This window comes from Brasilonema octagenarum UFV-OR1, from assembly GCF_963888615.1.
GTDB lineage: Bacteria > Cyanobacteriota > Cyanobacteriia > Cyanobacteriales > Nostocaceae > Brasilonema > Brasilonema sennae.
In genome coordinates, this window is sequence record NZ_CAWPKW010000261.1 from 1 (window position 1) to 21,824 (window position 21,824).

Consider the following 21,824-nt stretch of genomic DNA (forward strand, 5'->3'; position numbering starts at 1 on the left):
CGTCTCCGTAGGAGATACGCGTAAGCGTGTCCCTTTGGGACTTACAAAGTAGCGTCTGTGCAGGAGATACCCGAAGGGGGAAGTGAAATGTATCAGGATTTTCGTGAAAGGGTATAACTTTTTGTGTTGAGGCTGCAATCCATGAATTGGATTCTCATCGCCGAAGACGATCCCCGTATTACTTGCCTTTGCGGGAAACGAGAAATTGGTTGCCGTCTGCGAACATGAGAATAGAACCAACAGACATGAAATTCTTGGCAGATGACTAATTTAAAAATCCAAAATCGTTTATTAATCTACGTACCATTGGTGGTTATAGCAGTATTAACGCTATTTCCCCTGTTTTGGCTAATCAGTACAGCGTTAAAATCATCAACAGAAAATATATTTCAATCCCCCCTGCAGTTATTGCCAAGTCAACCAACCATCGAGAATTTTGTCAATGTTTGGCAAACAAATCCCTTTGGGCAATACTTATTTAACAGTACCTTGGTGGCGGTGCTGACTGTATGCTTAAATCTAATTTTTTGCGCTTTAGCTGCTTACCCGCTGGCAAGATTGTCTTTTCCAGGCAGAGACTGGATTTTTCTTGCCATTGTTTGCACGATTATGATTCCTTTTCAAATCGTGATGATTCCGCTGTACATTTTGACAGTCCAGTTGGGTTTAAGAAATACTTATTTGGGAATCATTTTTCCTGATTTAGCTTCTGCTTTTGGGATTTTTCTGTTGCGACAAGCTTTTATGAGTGTCCCCAAAGAGATGGAAGAAGCAGCACGTATGGATGGCTGTTCGGAGTTAGGCATCTGGTGGCATGTTATGATTCCGGCAATTCGTCCAGCACTCGTCACTCTGTCAATTTTTGTATTTATTGCTTCTTGGAGCGACTTTCTATGGCCTTTAATAGTTATTCAAGATGAAAACTTATACACTCTTCCTTTAGGAGTTGCCAAGCTTGCGGGTACATTTTCCTTGAACTGGCGGTTAGTCGCCGCAGGCTCAGTCATTTCTATCGCTCCAGTACTATTACTATTTCTGTTTTTACAACGCTACATTGTCCCCACAGAAACTGCTAGCGGTGTCAAAGGTTGACGCTCCTTGTGGCACAAAAATGATTAACGTACAAAATTGCCAAAATGCTCTGGTTGTGGAGTCGTTGGAGGTGAAGTATTTTGCCAGAGTGATTTATTTGGTTGGTTCTGAGAGGATGTCATCTGAAAAAATACGTAGATGAAAACTATCACTGCCAAACTCGTTATTACACCAAAGCCTATTCCCAACAGCAAAATAAAATTTCTACGAAGTACCAAAAGATCATTCTCAGCGCTTTTGTCAGCAGTAAATAGTTCTTGAGATTCGACTGGTAACGACACTTCGCTAATCCTTCGTTTTTCTGTGACTGGAATCAAAGGAAGCAAAGTAGGGTTAAGAGCGCTTTTGTCAGCAGTAAATAGTTCTTGAGATTCGACTGGTAACGATAGTTCGATAACCCCTTCGTGTTCCTTCGCCGGGATAAATAAATCTATGAATTTTCCCTGCTTAAGGTTCATATGAATTTGCTGACGGGTTTCCCAGGAAATCAACACTCCTGGCTTCGCCTCCTGATAACTACTCACGTCTTTTAGAATCAGGGGTTTTAAAGAATTTGAAAACTTGTGGCGTTCCACCAGTGTTAATGGTCCCTTTTGCAGGCAAGCACAAACTTTTTCAACCTGGAAAGAGTGTAGTGGTTTGGTTAGGTGGTAGCAAATAAAGTACGGTATGTGACTGTAATTAGTGTTATCCCACTCATCGTTGTACAGCCAGCCAAACAACCAATCCTCTAGAGTAACCTGAAGAAGATAAGCAGCTCTGTCACTATGGTTTCTACACTCAAAAGCCTTCCAGTAGCGGAAAACCACCTTTTTAAGAAACGTTTGCTGAATGTCCAAGGGAACCTGCTCACTGGTAAGCAGCTCAAAGCCCACATTAGTAAAGCTAGTATAAACTAGTAAATTGAGAGGCAAATCCATGTTTAATAGGATTCATTGCGGAGGTTTATATATTCTTCCTTTGTGTCTTGTGAAGTATGCATGCTGCTTTCATCTAATGTAACTGTATACACAAAGGAATCATACAAATTTAAGGAACTCTAACGAATCCAGCCTGCTCAATTGCCTTTTGCCCTTGCTCAGTTAGTAAAAGTTTGGCATAGGCTTCTCCTGCTCGCTCTTCGGGACCATTGTTATGCTTAATAATCACAAACAGGTTTGTGGTGAGTGGATAGCTGCCATTTTTGATTGCTTGAGTATTGAGCTGATTACGCTTGCGTATGCACTGCTCGTTTGGCACTTTGGGTTGGCGGTAGGGGGGAATGAGCGAAGTAGGAGTCTGACCAAGTGGCAAAGACCTCACACTACATTGAGGGACTAGTGTACGAGCAGAAGCGTAATACAAACCGCCTGGAATTTTATTGAGTTGGCGCAGCGCTTGTGTAGTAGAGTGGACATACTCGACGTTAGAGCTAAATCCTTGATTATTTAAGTCTTTGTTGGTTGATGTGCCGCTTGATTTGTTGGTTGAAAATATTAGTGTATCTGCGTCTTCTGGATGTTGGGCAAAAGGAGTGATGGGTAAGTCTGGTCCATCAACTTGTTTCCAGTTTGTAATTTCTCCATGATAAATTTGTTGCAATTGGTCAACTGTTAAACCGGGCACCGTGAGTGATGGGTTCACCACTACGGCTATTCCATCAATACCAACTTGACGTTGTTCAAGCGTGAAGCCTCGCTGCTTGGCTGTGTTCAACTCTTCAACTGTTACCGGACGAGAAGACTGTGCAAAATCCAATTGCCCGTTAAGCAACATACGAATGCCTGAACCGGAACCAGGACTGCCGTTTGTCGGTCTTACGTAATTTAACTGCAATTCTGGATGAGCATTTTGAATTTGAGAATCTATTAATTGTCGAATAGGTGCCCAGGCTGTACTGCCACCGTATTTGAATGAACCGATAGGAATATCAGCAGTTGTCTCAAAGGCTAATTTAGGACTAGAGCTAGAGATAGTGTTTGTACTTTGACTAGGCAAAGAGTCAATGCTGTTGGTAATCAACAAGCGTGGGCGCACTAGCCACCAGAACAGTCCACCAATAACCACAAGTGTCAATATTTTACCAATAATTAAGCCTCGTAGAAGGAGTGCCATTTCTCCTTGAATGACGATTTTTTTTCGGTTTGTATTGTCCATAATTTTTTATAGACCCTCCTAGAGAGAATCTGAGAGTATTCAATAGCCATCATGTACTTGTGTACACCAGAAGGAATGAAAAAACTTTTCTTCCCTTCTGCCATCTGCCACGGCAGTTACTAACTCCTGCACGCCTACGCTGCTTTGTATGTCTACGAGACGCCTTACGGAAGAGCGCATGATTGCGTGCGCTTTGCGCTTACAAGTCGGGCATTGCCCACTGTTAGCACCTGCCTCCTCTGCCTTTTTCAAGTCGAGCTTGCAGACTGTTGTTTCTCCTTGGCTGAAAATGTCAAGCAGAATGAATTGGTTACCCTGAATCGTTGTAAATATTTCTGTATTAATATGGCTGTTATTTATAAGATTAGTATTTTTCGCCCAGATCCATACAGAAATATTTTTTGTAAAAAACAAAATTTAGGTAAAGTTGAAAACTATGATTTTTGTCCGAAAAGCCACTCTCCAGAGAGAGGTATATGCACACTTTTTTGTTCTGAGACTTTGATTTGGTAGATGCTTTCGAGGTGATTGGCAATTAGCCTACTTTGATTTGCTATAGATATACGAGATTATCACATCTTGCTTTCAGGAACCAGAAATGATACAAAAAAATGTGGAAAATGACAAAACTGTCTACCGTTCGCCTAAAAGTTCATTTTTCGTTGTCGACACTGCCAGTCCTGTTGCAGGAAGCAAACTGGGCAGTGTCTAACAAAGTTCAACTTTGTCTAACGGTTGTCCAAGTGTTGTGGAACGGACAAAGTGCTAATCAACAACTCCCAACGCGAAATTAACTGTGTAAGGTTCCTCTAGGGATTGCTGAATACTAGGTTTAATGGCGTCGAGATAACGAGCAACAGCCTGGAGTCGTTCGGTATTGGGACGAAAAGTGAGACTTCCTTGTTTTTCAAAAAGTGGTGCGCCTGTGATCGCCTTATAGTTAGAATTTTCACACGAACCTTGGGTGAGCCAGATGGCATCTATGCTGGTGGGGACTAAGCCAGAAGGTAACTCACCTTCCAAGAAAGCCAGCAGACGTTGCTCACAACTGCGGGTATTAATGCCACGATTCTCTAATAACTGGATAACTTCGCTAAAGGATATGGCTCTTGATGGCAAAATTCGCAGCAATTCTGTGAACAGGAAATAGTCGGTGTACTGTTGTCTGGGAACGTCTAAGACTTGAGGATGCAGCGGGAGTACTGCTAAACCATATGCAACCCGACTGCAATTGGGAGAGCCATTTTCACCAAGATACAAATCTTGGATAATTTTAGCGTTGGGCAGTTTCTGCCGCAGCCAACGACTCACCGCCGCAACACAAGCAACCCCACCTGTGAGGATAGCTTGATTTATTGCTTCTGTTGGTATGCCTTTGGCAACAAGTAACCGATTAATTTCTCGGTTGAGGCGTCGAACAAATGGCACAAACACCTGGCTTTCTAAGTCTCGTCGCTGCAAAACCCATTGCTGATCTGCCAGTTCTAGAGTAAAAGATTCTTGGTGTTGCAAAATCAGCTTGAGAGCGATCGCCGCCTCAATAATCGCCTTTCCTAAAAGTGAACTTTCTAAGCGTTGCTGTAGGCGAATGCGTTCTCCAACATCTGGTTCCCCAGCCCGAGGCAAATTCAATTCTTCCAAGCTTAAACTAGAAAACGACATCTGATCTAAACCAGGAATTGATGGTTGCCAATTATTGGATTTTGTGGTATATGTTTTGGTATCTTCTTGAGAAATCGTGCGTAGTTGTCGCCATTTAGATGGCAATAGCAATTGACAAATAATGTCTTGCTCTAATTCTTTGCCAGCATAAGCAAAACCGTGAAGCATAAAATCACTATGGGTGAGGTATTCTAAGTTTTGCGGCAAATCAACTAACGCCATTTCTGTTGCAGCATCACCGATATTAAGGACGAAAGTATTACCCACAACAGGGCGATCGCTGCTTCTTGCAGAACGAGTCCCCTGATGATCTGTAATTTTGACGATTTCACCTTCAGCGCCATCAAGTTCTGACAGCAAACAAGCAATCCCTTCCTCCAAGAAAAAGACTTGTTCCGGATGCTGCACTAATTTGCTGATAAGTATAGCTTCTCGGATGTTAAAGCGATATTGTTCCGACCAGTTGGATGGGCAAGTGCAAATAACACCAGTAATTTCATTGATAATACCACGGAAGGTTTCTTGCTCTAGACCAACAGCGGCTGCAGTTAAACCCAACGTCGTGCTGCTGCGATCCGAGGTGAATGTTAACAGCAATTTCGAGAGCGATCGCACAACCCAAACCAATGGAACAGTATAAGATTCGTTTAATTGCAAAACTGGTTCCCATTTTTGTCCTTCACTCTTGTAAGGTAAGGCAATTTGCAGATAGGGTTTCAACTGCGCTGAGAATAAGTTATCCGTTGCAGCACCTAACTGAGGTGATCCAGAACCCGTAGCCATATTCTCAGGTACTTTTTCTTCAGCTACAGCCCCTGGTGGTGTCGCATCTTGTGCAAAAGAGTTTTCTGTTTCGCCGCCACTCACCGAAGCAGTTGGCAGATAAACTTCTGCTGGTAAACGAAACGACCGTTTTATAGAAGTTGCTTCCTCTTGGGTTTGTGCTGCTGACCAGTACAGAGGATACACCTGTGTTGTGGAACGATTTAACAAAGCAGCAGAAATTCCGCTTGTACCCAAATCAATTCCTAAATACCAAACAGATTTACGAGCTTCGTTATTTCTTGAACCATAGATCTTAACAGAAGAAGCTTCGATTTCTTCTGTTACCACATTTTTTTTGAGTTCCGCTTGTGGTTCTATTGTGGTTGAGTTTGACTCAGTCTCTGCTTGTTCTTGATTTTCGCTTTGAGTTAAAGGGTGCAACAGAGCATTTATCTCCCCATCAAAACTTGCTAAATCCAGTTCCAACTGCTCCAACTGCGCTTCTTCCAAGGAAATATCAACCATTTCTGTAGATTGATTTTCTTCTTGAAATAGCACATTCTCTTGTGGCGAACCAGGAACGTTGTTATCTGACGACTCTTGTACATCACGATTTTGAATCTCAGCGGTTGTTGATTCAACAACATTGTGTGGAGGAGTTTCTAGGGTTTCTGAAGTGATAGGTGCTGTGCTTACTGTAAGTGACTGCTCGCGGTTTATATCAGCCAATAAATCAGTCAACACTGTAATTATATTTTCAGTTGTTGGACTAACTGGGCTGGTACTGTCAAAAGAAACAACTTGAGTGTACTCTTCCACAGACGGTAATTCTGGCAATATATTTTCCCGAGGAATGGATGATTGTTCTGTAGTTTCCAAGTTCAGACCTTGTGTCTGTTTTGGCTCATCGGTACTGAGTTTTACAAGATCCGCTTCTAGTTCCTCCAACCAGGGATCTGGAATTTCAACAACAGAATCAACTTGTTGTTCTTGATTTGTTGCAGCGTTTGGATAAGTTTGTGAGAGATTCGACACTGGTGAAGCTGGTACTTGCGGTGCTTCAAAAGTTATCTCATACAGGAACTCTGATTGTGGTTGAGGAGTTACAGTTGGTGGCGAAGTGTTGGCAGATGAGATAAGTGTTGGTTGGTCAGATGATAACTCATTTGTGACATTTGTGTCGGTCTGCGTCACATCTTTGTCATCATCAGTTGTTACCGCCGGTCTAGTTGTTGTTTGTCCCTCAAAAAATTCATCTATAAAAGTTGTCAAATCAATGGCATCAAGTTCAGATAATTTATTTGTGATATCTATAACATTTGTAACTTGACTTTCAGCAGGTGTGGTTGTGGTTTGCTCAAATAACTCATCTGTAAATTCAGGGAATGTAGGAGTAGATGATTTTTCTGTGATATCCGTGACTTCACTGGGCGCTGATACAGTTGGCGTTGGCTGAGCAAAGAAGTCATCCGTGATATCAGTGACTTGAGGTGTTGGCACATCTATGACGTCAACACCAAACAGACTGGCATATAGTTGGTCTACTTGATCACGAATCAATGGAGAACTACCCTGGTGTACAGCACTAATATCAGCAGTCTCTACAAAGCTTTGTGTGTCTTGCCTGTCCAGAAAAACGACTGCATTTAAATCTGATGCATTCGCACTGCCCTGTTGTCCTTCCAAGCTAAGTACTTGGTTATTTGGTGTTACTTCAGATAGTTCTGAAGCTAACTGATTAGATTCTACTAACTGTGTTGTTTCATCTTTTATATTCTCAACAGACGGTTGGTTGATGGAAGTTTGTTGTTGCAACTGCTGCGTAAAATTGGTGATTAAACTTGCCAGTAACTGTTCCCCTTGCACTCCTTTGCTGTGCATTCTCGCCAGCGCCTGGGACAAAGACTCGTGATAAGTGTGAATATTGCCTTGTAATGCCTCAAAAACAACATTCACAGTTCCATCAAGAGCGAGTAACTTTTGATCTAATTTGTTTGTAAGTCTTGATAATCGTTCCACTTGCTCTGGTGACTCAACTACAGGTAGAGTCGAAGAAGTTGCAGGTTCTGTATGATCTTGATGAGTTGTCACCAAATGCTGGATTTGAGAATTGACTCCAGTTTCTGTCGTTGATAGTGTAACATCAGACACAACGCGGCTTTTTAGCACCTGCAAAAATTCGGAAATCATCCGCTCCTGATTCGCCAATTGCTGTGCTAAGGAGTAGTTATGCAGGCGTTTTTGTTCTAATTGCCTAATTTCTTCGGCAAGATTTGATCGCTGTTGCAATAGTACTTTGATTTCTTCTTGTAACGGTGCCAGTACTACGGCAAATGGATTGTTTTCTTGTCCTGCCACAACATTAATATTTTCCTGTTGCTGTAAAGATTGCTGCTGTGGCAAAGATTGTTGTGATTGTAGCTCCTCGTAGGTTTGAACTTGAGGATAACTTTCTGATAAATTGACTAAAAAGTCGCGAATTCGTTCTAAAACTTGCCGTAGTTCTGATCCTTGATTAGAGAAAAGTCTAGGTAGACGCTTGTTGGTGAGTAAGCGGTCAATGTCTGCAATCAGTTGTTGAGTTTCTGTTGCGCGGGAAGTCACGTTAATTTACCTTATCTAGAATTTTAACTCAGGTGGCGATAGAAAATTTTTTAACTGTTGCAACTATGTTAGGCATTAAACGGGTATCCGGCAATATTATTGTAGTTTGCAGCAAAACAGCTAAAGATTATAGGGTAGCAAAAATTCATGACCATGAGTATTATTTATTTAGCTTGCCTATAGTTTTGAGTTGTAAGTATTTAAGTTTACAGTGCTGCTAGTCTTCAATCTGGGAACTGTAAGCTGTAGACTATTTATTATTGCCATACTTTTGCGAATTTTTTTGCGACAACGCAATACTTTTGCTAAAAAACGATTGGCTCGCTTTATTGTGTAACATAGTTTATTCTTAGATTTTAATGCCTGTACTTTAATAGCCTAGGCTTATAAAAGTAGCGTTATTTTTTGTGTATATTACAGCTTTTATCAACAAAATGTCGTAATGGAAGACCGGTATAGCGTACAAGCACTTACCAATCCCTTAAGGTATTTGGCACCCTTTTTCCAAGGGTTACCTGAAACCGTTGTAGAACAAGCACTTACTCATCTAGTAACCCGCACTCATCCAGCAAATCAAGTGATTTTGTTAGAAAATGACTGGGGGGGATCCGTATATTTTATTATAGAGGGTTGGGTAAAAATACGGACTTATAACTTAGAAGGCAAAGAGGTAACACTGAATATTCTTGGCAAAGGAGAATTATTTGGTGAAATGGCAGCTCTTGATGAAGTACCTCGTTCCACTGACGTCATTACGCTAACTTCTACGATCATTGGTAGTATGCCAGCACAAGATTTCGTCAAGTTACTTCAAACAGAACCAATGGCGGGAGTCCGACTGGCGCAACTGATGGCACGTCGTTTGCGTCAAATAAACCGGCGATTGCGCTTAAGGGAATCTGACAGTCAATCGCGGGTAGCAGATACGTTATTGTTTTTAGCAGAGGGGCAGGGAAAGAAAGGAGAAGAGGGAATCAAAATTCCGAATTTACCTCACAGGGAATTGAGTAGTTTAAGTGGGCTGGCAAGGGAAACAGTTACACGAGTCTTGACTAGACTGGAAAAAAAAGGATTGATTAAACGAGAGCAAGAGGTGATTTGTATTCCCGATTTGTCAGCCTTAGAAAAAATGATCGTTTAACAGTTGCTCGTTCTTCTCATCTTACCTCCTTTGAAATTAATGGTCAGGCAAACAAAAGACTCTAACAAAAACTCTATGAAGCTGGAAGTGCCGTTAAGAATGGTGGAAACGGCGTTTTTAGCAAGCACCGCTAGCTTGATTTGGTTTATTAATTTTTACTTTCCTTTAGGACCTGTATTACGAATATTTTTTCCCGTGCCGATCGCCCTAGTATACCTTCGCTGGGGCAAACGAGCGGCATGGATGGCGGCGCTCACATGTGGATTGCTGCTTTCGGTGCTGATGGGACCAGTCCGCAGTCTACTGTTTGTCATCCCCTTTGCCTTTATGGGCGTACTTTTAGGATCAACATGGAATCGTCGGGTTCCTTGGATTGTTTCCATCACCTTGGGTGCACTATTGGGAACCATTGGAGTCTTTTTTCGTATATGGTTGATGTCTGTGCTGACTAGTGAAGACCTTTGGATTTATGTCATCAACCAAGTGACGGACTTTATAGAGTGGGTTATTCTCAAACTGGGAATTTTGGTGAATCCCAGTGTATTTTGGATTCAAGTGGGGGCGATCGCCTTAATTATCTTCAACAACTTTATCTACTTATTTACAGTACACTTAGCAGCATGGCTGCTGTTGGATCGCCTTGGTAACCCCATCCCTCGCCCCCCACGCTGGGTGCAAGTGATCATGGATTATGAATGATGGTCAACAATTAGGGGTGTAAGGGCGAACAGAGAACAGGGAACAGAGAACAGGGAACAGAGAACAGGGAACAGCGAACAGGGAACAGCGAACCCCTACACTCCCTGTGTTTCTTGAAAGTACTAATAACTAATGACTAATGACCAATGACTTTATTCGTATTTATACTCAGACTGATCAGGCTGAGGAATGGATAACAAAATATCGCGGTTGTTTACCGGTATTTGCCTGTGTTTTAGGATTTACTGAAACTGGTTTGATTCCTGGAATTTCCGCAGCTGGTCGTACTTGTGAGGATAGAAAATACACCGCTTGTGCAGATGCTGAGTTTTTATATTATGGTGCAAAACATAAACCGAAATATTCTTTACCACCATTAGCGGCTGGGGCGTCTCCTGTGATCATTTCCCGCGCTGTGCTTGAGGCGCTAAATATTCCACTTTATTTATTCAATGCTGGTTTACCTCAGTCCCCTGCTGTCCCAGCTATTGATTTAGGTGGTTCTTCAGCTAGGTGTTTAAGTCAAGGCGCTGCTATGGAACTTGCAACGGTACACCACTTGTTCAAGCAGGGGTTGCTTTGGGGAGAACGACTGGGTAAAAAAATCCAAAATCGATATTTTATTTTGAGCGAGTGTGTCGTAGGAGGAACGACAACCGCCTTAGCAATTTTAACTGGCTTAGGCATACCAGCAGTCGGAAAGGTTAACAGCTCTCACCCAGTTTGCAATCACGCGCAAAAGTGGGCAGTGGTGGAGGCTGGGCTGGAGAAGATGAGGAGTCGAAGACAAGCAGAGGAGGAAAGGAAGGAAGGAGGGAAGGAAGGAAAAAAGGATATTTTCCCACACCCTTCGGGTATCTCCTGCCCAGACGCTACGCGTTCGCGAAGCGTCTCTGAAAGAGATACGCAGTCGCCTCTGTCGGGAAACCCGTCATTCGCGCTGTCTGACTCCCACACTCCCACACTCGCACACTCTCACACTCCGCTATCCTCATCCCCTGCTTCTATTGATCCCCTTGATTTAGTTGCAGCAGTGGGCGACCCCATGCAAGTTGTAGTTGCTGGGATGGCGATCGCCCTTAGCCGCAGTTGTGGTGTTTTGCTTGCTGGTGGAACACAAATGCTAGCAGTATATGCACTGATCAGTGCTATTACTCAAGTTTATGCTTTGTCCTGGCGACCAGAAGAAGTTCTTATCGGAACAACCCGTTGGGTAGCACAAGACCTTACGGGGGGCACAATTGAACTAGCCCAGCTAGTTGGTAAGAGCAACATGACTCCTAACGGAGTGACTCCACCGCTACTAGCGACTGAACTGAGTTTTGCTGATTCCCGTTATCCTCAACTAAGAGCCTACGAGCACGGTTTTGTCAAAGAAGGTGTCGGCGCTGGGGGCGCTTGTATAGCTGCTCATCTAGTGCAAGGTTGGCAGCAACATCAACTTTTGCAAGCAATTGAACACCAATTAGAGCAATATGAAAAGGAGTCAAAATACACAACTCAGAATTCTCAATGATCCCATGTCTAGAAGCCAGGGGTCAGAATTCAGAATATAGCCAAGCAAAAAACATGCTTTTGTCAAGCTTTAGAAGAATTTTGCATTTGGTTTATATGTAAATCGAACAAGAATGCAATGAAATTAGCTAAAAACTGCGTACAAATTTTCAACCTGAGTTGCTATGGCGGGAGTTTTAATGTTCTTGGTTGGTTAACTGATGGGGAGTTTGAGGGGCTATAAGTCCCGCGCCATACCCTGAGCGAAGTCGAAGGGTTGGCGTCGGGATACATGGATCCCTCATGAAAAAAGGTAGCATTCAATATGCTGCCTTTTTTCTATTTCTAGAAACCTCTAACAGATGAATGAAGTCTGTTAGAATGTCTAAGGAGGTGATTAAATGCTTTCGTTGACTTACAGCTACCGGATTTACCCAGACGCCGCTCAAGAAGCAAGAATCCTAACTTGGATGGAATCGTGCCGTAAGGTGTACAATTATGCTTTGCGAGAACGAAAAGACTGGATAAGTTCTAGAAAGTGTGCGGTCAACGCTTGTTCTATTCGCTCCGAATATATCATCCCTGCTGACACGCCATACCCTGACTATTACAAACAACAGAATGCGCTGACGCCAATTAAAAAGGATAATCCAGAGCTTCAAGATGTTCAATCTCAAGTGTTGCAAGACGCACTGAAACGACTTGATAAAGCATTCAAGTTCATGATGGAGCGCGGTTTTGGATTCCCTCGGTTTAAAAAGTTTGGTCAGTATCGTTCTTTTGTATTTCCACAGTTTAAATCTAACCCTGTTACGGGTTTTCAAATTAAACTGCCAAAAATTGGGGCAGTGCCAATCAATTTGCATCGCCCAATTCCTGATGGATTTGTAGTCAAACAGGTCAGGGTTATCAATAAAGCATCGGGATGGTACGCTCAATTGGTTCTGCAATCTGATGTTTCCGTACCTGACATTCTGCCGAATAGTAGTTCTATAGGCATTGATGTTGGGTTGGAGAAGTTTTTGGCTGCGTCTAATGGATTATTGGTAGAAAGACCCCGGTTTTTCAATTCTTTGCAAAGCGAGCTTAGATGGCTGCAACGCAAGTTGAAAAACAAGACTAAAGGCTCTGCCAATTACCGAAAAGTGCAGCATAAAATACGTAGATTGTATGAACGTATTTATGATACGCGCAAACAGTTCCATATCAATACTGCTCACGCACTTTGCAATGGTGTAGGTATGGTTTTCGCTGAAGACGTCAACCTTAAAGCAACAAGTCGAGGTATGTTAGCAAAGCATTGCCTTGATGAGCCAGTGCGTTGCGGGGGTTCCCCCCGTTGTAGCACCTGGCGTGCTGCTTGGGGTAGTTTCCTAGAAATCCTTTCCTGGGTTTGTTGGAAACGCAGGGTCTATTTCGCTAAAGTCAATCCGAATGGGACTAGTCAAACCTGCCCTCAATGCGGAAACCATACCGGGAAAAAGAAATTGTTTGAACGTGTTCACGTGTGTGATGAATGTGGATATACAACAGACCGCGATGTTGCTGCCGCTATGGTGGTAGAACAAAGAGGTCTTGCAGCTGCGGGACTCGCAGTCAAGCTGCCTGTGGAGGTAACGCTAACGCCGGGGATTTCGGTCTAGGCACGACCAATGAAGCAGGAAAGCCCAACCGCAAGATTGGGAAGTTTGCGCCATAATCTTTGATTTGGCGCAGGAGGATGTCACGAATGAATTCTTTTGAGCAGTAATTGTTCTTCCAGAGCAGCGATGCGATTGTATGCTGCTGTTAATTGGGCTGTCAGCCGTTGGATTTGAATTTCTGGTGTTATACTTTTATCTCCGCCTTGAAAATTCGTGCTGTCTGGATAAATGCCATCTATGATGACATCCTTATGTTCAAGCTCTGAACTGAAACTGGTTAGCCCTTTTAACTGATAGCGCTTTGCTTCGCTATTTTCCAAGAAATTACTCTGAGCCTCTTGTCCTTTGACTAGGCAGCCTTCTGATAAAGCTTGAGAAACTTTACTATCAAGCTGCGAAATCACCTCACAGAGGGCATCCAGTTTGTTACTCAGAGTTTGGACCTGCTTTTGTAATGGCTCCATTGAATACCCTCATCCGCTTACTTTATCTATAGTATTCAATCTATTGACCATGTTAACTATACTTATGATTTTTTTAACTTTTAATATGTTCTGTTGAAATGCAATACTTAAATTTTTAATTTTAAATATTTCTATATATTCTCTAGAAGTCTTAGTAACATTTTTTATTTACAAAAATTAAATTAGCAGATTTTTTTGGAAAAATACTTACGCTTAACGTTTTCTTGGTGCTGAGTGCATAGGCTGAGTTCTCAGTAAATCCCTCCTGATAAATCCTTTGGATTCTGCGATGATCGCCCATGCTTGGGCCATAAATAAATTCACGATGTAAAACCTTGACCTCAGCACCTTCATTTTTAGGGACTGTAAAACAAAAAGTCAGACACTGCGTACTCAATAACTGGCTGTTTCGGTGAATAATTACTTACGTAAAATATAACTAATAGCTTACATCGGTATCAAGTAAAAAAAGGAAATTTCAAATCGGATTGTCAAAAAACTCTGACAATTCGCGATATTGACTAGTATGCCCTAAAAATAAATATCTTTTCATATAAAAATAGAAATTATAAATCAAGCGATAGAGATATCTTTGAATGGTCTAAGTTAATTCTTGCTACACTTAGGTTTGTAAAACTGCTACTATTAACGCTTTTCCAAGCTAAAAGTCAAAATCAATGGAGCGACGGTCTTTTTTGCTAGGTACAAGTACACTCGCGCTTTCACAACTGCTTGTTGGGTGTGCTAACAACAAACAAGTGTTAAACGTGGAAATATTGCAAGGTTCAATCCCTGGTCAGATAGTTAATCAATTCAGCCGCTTGCAACCCAAAGTGCAATTAAAATTTACTCCTGTAGAGCAATTACACGATTTATTTCAACAATTGCAAACTTGGCAGAAAAAAACGAATAGCACTGATGAGGAAGGATGGCGTCGCTTCGTACCATTTGTGAAATCTCAAAAAGTTACCAAAGCTGATTTAGTCACTTTAGGAGATTACTGGATAAGTTATGCAATTGAGAAGAAACTCATACAACCACTGGATGTGACAAAGATAAAACAGTGGTCTGGTTTGCCCAAAAAATGGCAGGAATTGGTAACACGTAACGACAAAGGTTTGGTGGATACCAAAGGAAACGTTTGGGCTGTTCCTTACCGTTGGGGTAGTACGGTGATGATTTATCGCCGAGATAAGTTCCAAGAATTAGGTTTGACGCCGCCGAGAGATTGGAGTGATTTATGGAATGAGAAACTCCAAGGGCGCATTTCTCTTTTAAATCAACCACGGGAAGTTATTGGTCTAGTTTTAAAAAAGGTGGGAAAATCTTACAATACAGAAAACTTAAATACAGTTCCAAATTTAGAAAAGGAATTACAACTATTAAATCAACAGGTAAAATTTTACGATTCTACTAGATACTTGGAACCTCTACTTATTGGGGATACTTGGTTAGCAGTTGGCTGGTCAAGCGATGTTGTATCAATGATTGGGCGCTATCCACAACTTGAGGTGGTAGTTCCTCAGTCAGGTACAGCACTTTCGGCAGATGTATGGGTAACTCCCGCAGATCAAGGTAAGCAATCTTTTTTATATCAATGGATAGATTTTTGTTTAAACCCTGACGTTGCTGAAAAAATATCTTTACTAACTAAAACAAATTCACCAATTCCCACAAAAATTACTGCTGCTGATTTTCAAGAACCTTTACGCAGCTTGTTACCTATGAAACCTGAAGTGTTTGAGAAAAGTGAATTTTTACTTCCTTTTTCTCAATTAGTAACGGATCAATATGAATCTTTATTCGCCAAAATGAAGGGGTGATCATAGAGTGAGGAGGACAAAGAAAACTATCGATATAGCCAAACACGTAAAAGAGAAACCAACTGCTCGGTGTCAACAGGCTTAGAAATATAATCGGATGCACCAGCTTCAATACACTTGTCGCGGTCGCTTTGCATAGCTTTGGCAGTCAGAGCAATAATCGGCAAGGATTTGAATTGATTCTTTTGCCGAATCAGACGAGTGGTTTGGTAACCATCCAATTCTGGCATCATCATATCCATCAAAACCATATCAATGTCTGGATTGTTTTGCAGAACTTCAATGCCATCTTTACCGTTTTCGGCATACAAAACCTGCATTTGATAACGTTCAAGCATACTTGTCAGAGCAAAGATATTACGCACATCATCATCGACAATCAGCACTTTTTTACCTGCGAGTACAGGATCAGACGATTGCAATTGTTCAAGCATTTGTTGTTTAGGTATCGGTAAGTTTGCCTGTACTCGATGCAAGAATAAAGCGGTTTCGTCCAGCAGACGTTCGGGTGAGCGTACATCTTTGACAATAATCGTTTCTGCAATGCGTCGCAGTTGAGTATCTTCGGCTCTGGTCAGTTCTCTGGCAGTATAGATGATTATGGGCAATGCTTCACCATTTGGTTGCTGCTTAATTTGTTCAATCAGTTCAAACCCACTCATGTCTGGTAGTCCTAAATCCAGCACCACACAGTCATAATGCTGTGAGCGAATCGCCGCTAGTGCTTCTGCTCCCGTTGCAACACCAGTCGTTTCAACATCGCCGTTACCTATCAATTCCACAATGCTGTACCGTTGAGTGGAGTCATCTTCCACGATTAGCAGATTCTTCACACTGCGATCCACAAAACCCTTCATTTTTGTCAATGCTTGCTGCAACGTTTCATTACTAACTGGCTTTTGTAGATAGGCGATCGCCCCTTGTTGCAAACCGCGCTGTCGCCCCTCCTCAACTGTCATGATATGCACTGGAATATGACGCACAGAAGGATCATGCTTGAGGCGATCCAGCACTGTCCAACCATCCATTTCTGGTAAGCGGATATCCAGGATGACTGCTGAGGGCTGAAATTCCTGTACCAATCTCAAACCGGTACTACCGTTGTGGGCAAGGATGACCTTAAATCCTTTTTGGCGTGCCATGTCTAAAAGGATACGCGCAAACATCAGATCATCTTCCACAATTATAAGCAGGCGATCGCCTTGTTGGATGTTACCTCTATCGTCAATTAAGGGACTGGGCAGATCCGGTGTTCGTGTCTGTGCTTCAAAGTTTGGCATAATTGAAGGAGTCAGGGACAAACTCAGAGAACTTTCCATTTCTCTGTCTCTGCCTCCTGCTGCTTGGGGTAAGTAAAGCGTAAACGTGCTTCCTTGACCTAAGTGACTCTCAAGTTTGATTTCGCCACCCAATATCTCAGTGATTTTACGGCTGATTGACAAGCCTAGCCCTGTACCCTCATACTTCCGACTCGTACTACCATCTGCTTGTTGAAATGCCTCAAAAATAATCTTTTGCTTTTGTGAGGCAATACCTATACCTGTATCTTTGACAGCAAAGGCTATAACCATAGGGGCACAATTCAAAGTTTCTTGGTCGGAACTCCACCCCTGGTTTGCCACAAACATCCGTAAGCTGACTTCTCCTCGCTCTGTAAATTTAAAGGCGTTTGCTAACAGATTTTTCAAAACTTGTTGTAAGCATTTTACATCGGTTTCAATTGTTGTTGGCAGTTCTGGAGCTAATTCAATGGTGAAAGAAAGTTTTTTGTCAATTGCGACTTGCCTAAATATGCTTTCTATGCTGTCGCGCAATTCTAGAAATAACATCTGGTTAATGTTAATTGACATAGTTCCAGATTCAATTTTTGCCAAATCTAAAATGTCGTTAATTAACACCAGAAGATCACGACCTGCTGAGTGAATTGTACGGCTATATTCTACTTGTTTTGCACTCAAGTTCCCCTCAACGTTATCTGCTAATAAGTTCGCCAAAATCAATAAGCTATTGAGCGGTGTCCGCAATTCGTGGGACATATTCGCCAGAAATTCTGATTTGTATTTTGACGATAACGCTAGTTGCTCTGCTTTCTCTTCTAATGATTGCCTTGTTTCTTCAAGTTGCTGATTTTTGCGTTCAACTTCCTTTTTTTGCGTTGATAATAGCTCCGCTTTTTCTTCTAAATTGGCAGTTAGCTCTTGTAATTCTTCGTTAGATTGCTGCAACTCTTCCTGCTGCTGCTTCAAAAGTTCTTCTGATGCTTGCAACGTCTGAGCCTGTTCTTCTAATATCTTATTACTGTGCTTAAGTTCTTCTTGCTGAACTTGTAGCTGTTGTGTCAAAGCTTGTGACTTTTGGAGTAGTTCTTGAGTGCGGATATCGGCTGCAATTATGTTCAGTACCACACCTATGGTTTGTGTAACTTGCTCTAGGAAAATCAGATAAATCTCTCCAAAGCGTTGAAAAGAAGCTAACTCAATCACTGCTGTCACCTGATTTTCAAACAACACAGGTAACACAATAATATTTAATGGTTTGGCTTCGCCTAAACCAGAACTGATATGAATGTAATCACTTGGTACATCTGTGAGTATAATTTTTTGTTTTTCTAGGGCACATTGTCCCACCAGTCCTTCACCTAAGGAGAATCGGTTCGACAGATGTTTACGCTGTTGATATGCATAGCTACCGATAAGCTTGAGCATTGGCTGTTCATCAACAGAGTCCATGATGTAGAAAACACCATGTTGTACATTAACCAATGGGGCAAGTTCAGAGAGAATTATACTAGCGACAGTTTCCAAACTTCTCTGACCTTGCAGCATCTGGCTAAATTTAGCTAAATTGGACTTTAACCAGTTTTGTTCATTATTTGTCTGAGTTGTTTGGCGTAAATTGGCAATCATCTCGTTAAACGCCTGCGCTAACGTACCAATTTCGTCCCGGCGATTGTCAGCAGTCGTACTCACAGATAAGTCTCCCATTGCCAGCTTTTCTGTGACTTGAGAGAGTTCTTGAAGAGGTTTAGAAATGTTCCTACTTAAATAAATACCAATTAAAGTTAAGAGTACAAAAGCCAGAGGAATACCATAAGTAATAGTATTCATTGCCTGATGAGTTGCTGCTTGAGTTTGCCGAGAGCGCTGTTCTAATAAATATCGCTCTTCGCTTTCCATGTTTAACATTATGCGACGGATTTCATTGCTCGAATTGTTGCCATTATTCGTCAACGTCTGTTGCCTGACCGCATTTAATCCTTGAGTGTCACGCAAGGAAATAAAGCTTTGCATTGTTGCTATTTTTTTTTGAAGCTCTGGCTGTAGAACATCAATTCTACGCTGCTGATTCATGTTATCCGCCGTTAATGTTCTCAAAGATTTGACACTTTTTTCAATGACTTGAATTGCCGTTGTGTAAGATTGTAAATATCTTTTATCTCCTGTAAGCAGATAAATTTCTTGTGCTTTCTCGGCGTTTTTTAGCTGATAGGTTAAATTATTCAATTGGCCAACAACTTGATAGGTATGACTTTCCCGACTAGAGCTTTCAATAAGATGTTTTGTCGCTTGGTATGAAAGAACTCCAATAGCGACAAGCATCGTTAACCCAAATCCAACGCTTGCACCTATTTTTTTACCTATTGTCAGATTATTAAGCATCTCTATTTAGTTATATTTAGACAATCGCCGCTATTTTTAGTTAACTGTTTGATTACTATTGTAGAAAAATTATTATTTATAATTTTTTTTTGTGTTACTGCTTACAAAAAATATATAAATAATAATTTTTTGTTAAAATCTTCCTAAGAAGACATGATGAATGATAACTGAAAGCAACTTGATTCTTTTACAAGAAATCACAGAATTTTTAGACCAATTCTTTGCTGTTGAGCGATACTCTCAAGAGGAAAGAGGAGGTGTATATTTGCCTTCAACACGCCCTATTAAACGTTTTGGCTTGGTACTAGAACCTGGGGCGCAATTACAGGAATGGGCAAGCACTCAACATATAGATGCACTGTTCTTACATCGTCCTTGGAAACTAGAACCAGGACAACTAGCACCAGATATTGGTGTTATATCTTATCATTTACCATTTGATCAGCGCTTAACGTTTTCTTTCAATTCCAGGTTAGCGTTCGTCTTGGGAATGTCAGGTTTAGAAGTGTTGGGAAACAAAGACGGCAGAGCGATCGGTATGATAGGAGATATTCCGACTCAAAGTTTTGCCCGTTTGTGTGATAGTGTCAATCAAATATTTGGTGGATACGAGCAGGTACGTGCAGCCCAAAGCACTGAAGTCACACGAGTTGCTGTTGTTGGTGCAATGACTGACTCGCTTGTGCGTGAAGCCGCAACTGGTGGTGCGAATGTCTACATAACCGGACAGTTGCGACAGCCTGCTGAACAAGCATTACTAGAAACAAAAATTAGTGCGATCGCCGTTGGTCATCGTCGAGGTGAAGTATGGGGTTTGCGCGCACTTGCTGGAGTCCTACGCGAACGCTGGTCTGACTTAGAGGTGGTTGTGCTTCACCATTCATGAAATGATTAGGGTTTGAGACGTTTTTACAATTCTTTACATAGTTCGGTTTCTTTCTACTGATCTACTTATAGAACTTTTCCAGAATCTCTAGTCTGCAATTTCGTCATTTTGTAAAAACAGGACTTACGCAAGGGAAACGTAGTTGTGTCATTGCGACGTAAGGAAGCAATCTCACAGTCAAGTTCATTAGTAACTCGTGCGTAAGTCCTAAAAAAAGTAGGAGAGTAACAGAAATTTTTTAAAAAAAAATATAATATTTCAAAGTATCAACTACCTAAAGCAAGCTCACGATTCGTGTATCAGGGTAAGCGCATCTTGTGAATAAAGCTTTAGTACATTTCATTAATATTTGGTTCTTGACAAGATTTAGGCAAGCGCTTTCACACTTATAAAATCAATAAAACGAGAAATTTTGATTTTTAAAGCAAATAAAAACATCATGTCCTCAGCACTAGTTAAGCCATTAGATGGTGAATCAGCCATTCCAAGTGACTCAGTGAGTGTGCAGCACCAAGTCGTAGTCGTCGGGGGTGGAGCCGCAGGTATCACAGTTGCCGCCCAACTGCTGAAAAAAAATAAACAGCTTGATGTTGCCATTATTGAACCAACAGACAAGCACTATTACCAACCAGCTTGGACTCTAGTTGGCGGTGGTGTTTACAAAGCTCTTGATACTGTAAGGGATGAAAAAGACTATATTCCTGATAGTGCTACTTGGCTCAAAGATTATGTAGCTAAGTTAGATCCAGACAACAATACAGTTATTACTCAGGAAGGAAAGCGTATTTGTTATGAATATCTGGTATTAGCTCCAGGTATTCAAATTGATTGGCATTTGGTTAAAGGGCTAAAAGAAACAATTGGGCAAGATGGCGTTTGCAGTAATTATGCTTATGAATACGCCCCTTACACTTGGGAACTCATCAAGAACTTCAAAGATGGTAATGCTATATTCACTTACCCTAATACTCCGGTGAAATGTGGAGGGGCACCACAGAAAATTATGTATTTGGCTGATGATGCCTTCAGGAAACAAGGGATACGCCCTCAGTCAAAAATCATGTTTTGCACAGCTATGGGAGTAATTTTCGGCGTTAAAGAATTTGCGGAAAAACTGCTTTCTGTAGTAGAGCGTAAACAGATAGACGTGAGATACAAACACAATCTCAAAGAAATTAAAGCAGATACCAAAACAGCAATTTTTGATGTTTTAACAGATTCGGGTGTCGAAGAAGTCGCTATCCAATATGACTTGCTCCATGTCACACCACCTATGAGCGCACCAGACTTTATAAAACAGAGTAAATTAGCTCTACCAGATGGGGCAAGTCAAGGCTGGGTTAATGTAAACAAATATACGCTACAGCACAATGTTTACCCTAACGTTTTTAGCTTGGGTGATGTGGCGAGTCTCCCAACATCGAAAACAGCGGCTGCTGTGAGAAAACAAGCGCCAGTTCTTGTTCATAACTTACTGGCTTTAATCAACTCAAAAAACCTCACTCAAAAATACAACGGCTATAGTTCCTGTCCAATAACTACAGGATATGGCAAGGTAGTACTTGCTGAATTTGGTTATGACAACAAGCTTTCCCCCACATTCCCAATTGATCCAACTAGAGAACGGTACAGTATGTGGCTGCTAAAAAAATATGGCTTCCCCTATCTCTACTGGAATATAATGTTGAAAGGTTACCCGTTATAAGAGAAGATCTTAGGAATTTACTCTGGAATTTCGGAAATAATTTGTCTTATT

General features: G+C 41.5%; 14 protein-coding genes. 8 read left to right on the plus strand and 6 right to left on the minus strand.

The window, feature by feature from the left end; genetic code table 11:
* Nucleotides 1–261 precede the first annotated feature (261 nt).
* Nucleotides 262–1,092 carry a carbohydrate ABC transporter permease gene (locus AC5590_RS21340; protein ID WP_169265433.1) on the plus strand — a complete coding sequence of 277 codons (831 nt, stop codon included), beginning with the start codon at nt 262–264 and terminating at the stop codon, nt 1,090–1,092.
* A 23-nt stretch (nt 1,093–1,115) separates the two neighbouring features.
* On the opposite strand, the gene AC5590_RS21345 is transcribed toward AC5590_RS21340, so the two are convergent.
* The 4 genes from AC5590_RS21345 to AC5590_RS21360 all read right to left on the minus strand — a co-directional run bounded on the left by AC5590_RS21345 (nt 1,116) and on the right by AC5590_RS21360 (nt 8,259).
* Complete coding sequence (locus AC5590_RS21345) at nt 1,116–2,012, minus strand: hypothetical protein (protein ID WP_169265434.1); 897 nt, start codon at nt 2,010–2,012, stop codon at nt 1,116–1,118.
* Between the two features lie 109 nt (nt 2,013–2,121).
* Nucleotides 2,122–3,228 carry a PstS family phosphate ABC transporter substrate-binding protein gene (locus AC5590_RS21350; protein WP_169265435.1) on the minus strand — a complete coding sequence of 369 codons (1,107 nt, stop codon included), beginning with the start codon at nt 3,226–3,228 and terminating at the stop codon, nt 2,122–2,124.
* Nucleotides 3,229–3,267: 39 nt separating this feature from the next.
* Entirely contained in the window at nt 3,268–3,642 is a 375-nt protein-coding gene (locus AC5590_RS21355; protein ID WP_169265436.1) for a hypothetical protein, read from the minus strand.
* 351 nt (nt 3,643–3,993) lie between these two features.
* Nucleotides 3,994–8,259: a hypothetical protein gene (locus tag AC5590_RS21360; protein WP_348982711.1), complete on the minus strand. Its 4,266-nt coding sequence runs from the start codon at nt 8,257–8,259 to the stop codon at nt 3,994–3,996.
* Between the two features lie 442 nt (nt 8,260–8,701).
* Between AC5590_RS21360 and AC5590_RS21365 the strand changes: the two genes are divergently transcribed.
* From AC5590_RS21365 to AC5590_RS21380, 4 genes are all read left to right on the plus strand, one after another.
* Nucleotides 8,702–9,400, plus strand: coding sequence for a Crp/Fnr family transcriptional regulator (locus AC5590_RS21365; protein ID WP_169265437.1), 699 nt, complete (start codon nt 8,702–8,704; stop codon nt 9,398–9,400).
* Between the two features lie 39 nt (nt 9,401–9,439).
* Nucleotides 9,440–10,099 carry a DUF2232 domain-containing protein gene (locus AC5590_RS21370; RefSeq protein ID WP_169265438.1) on the plus strand — a complete coding sequence of 220 codons (660 nt, stop codon included), beginning with the start codon at nt 9,440–9,442 and terminating at the stop codon, nt 10,097–10,099.
* 139 nt (nt 10,100–10,238) lie between these two features.
* Nucleotides 10,239–11,615 (plus strand): nicotinate-nucleotide--dimethylbenzimidazole phosphoribosyltransferase, encoded by a 1,377-nt coding sequence (locus tag AC5590_RS21375; protein WP_169265439.1) that lies wholly within the window; start codon nt 10,239–10,241, stop codon nt 11,613–11,615.
* Between the two features lie 379 nt (nt 11,616–11,994).
* Nucleotides 11,995–13,236, plus strand: coding sequence for an RNA-guided endonuclease InsQ/TnpB family protein (locus AC5590_RS21380; protein WP_169265440.1), 1,242 nt, complete (start codon nt 11,995–11,997; stop codon nt 13,234–13,236).
* An 80-nt stretch (nt 13,237–13,316) separates the two neighbouring features.
* Here AC5590_RS21380 and AC5590_RS21385 read toward each other — a convergent pair whose 3' ends face one another.
* Nucleotides 13,317–13,700 (minus strand): hypothetical protein, encoded by a 384-nt coding sequence (locus tag AC5590_RS21385; protein ID WP_169265441.1) that lies wholly within the window; start codon nt 13,698–13,700, stop codon nt 13,317–13,319.
* Between the two features lie 677 nt (nt 13,701–14,377).
* Here AC5590_RS21385 and AC5590_RS21390 point away from each other — a divergent pair.
* Nucleotides 14,378–15,523, plus strand: coding sequence for an extracellular solute-binding protein (locus AC5590_RS21390; protein WP_169265442.1), 1,146 nt, complete (start codon nt 14,378–14,380; stop codon nt 15,521–15,523).
* 26 nt (nt 15,524–15,549) lie between these two features.
* On the opposite strand, the gene AC5590_RS21395 is transcribed toward AC5590_RS21390, so the two are convergent.
* The gene (locus AC5590_RS21395; RefSeq protein ID WP_169265443.1) at nt 15,550–19,182 is read right to left on the minus strand and encodes a response regulator; all 3,633 of its coding nucleotides are present in this window, start codon (nt 19,180–19,182) and stop codon (nt 15,550–15,552) included.
* 160 nt (nt 19,183–19,342) lie between these two features.
* Between AC5590_RS21395 and AC5590_RS21400 the strand changes: the two genes are divergently transcribed.
* Both AC5590_RS21400 and AC5590_RS21405 read left to right on the plus strand, forming a co-directional pair.
* The gene (locus tag AC5590_RS21400; RefSeq protein WP_169265444.1) at nt 19,343–20,068 is read left to right on the plus strand and encodes a Nif3-like dinuclear metal center hexameric protein; all 726 of its coding nucleotides are present in this window, start codon (nt 19,343–19,345) and stop codon (nt 20,066–20,068) included.
* A 439-nt stretch (nt 20,069–20,507) separates the two neighbouring features.
* Nucleotides 20,508–21,773: an NAD(P)/FAD-dependent oxidoreductase gene (locus AC5590_RS21405; RefSeq protein ID WP_169265445.1), complete on the plus strand. Its 1,266-nt coding sequence runs from the start codon at nt 20,508–20,510 to the stop codon at nt 21,771–21,773.
* Nucleotides 21,774–21,824: the final 51 nt, after the last annotated feature.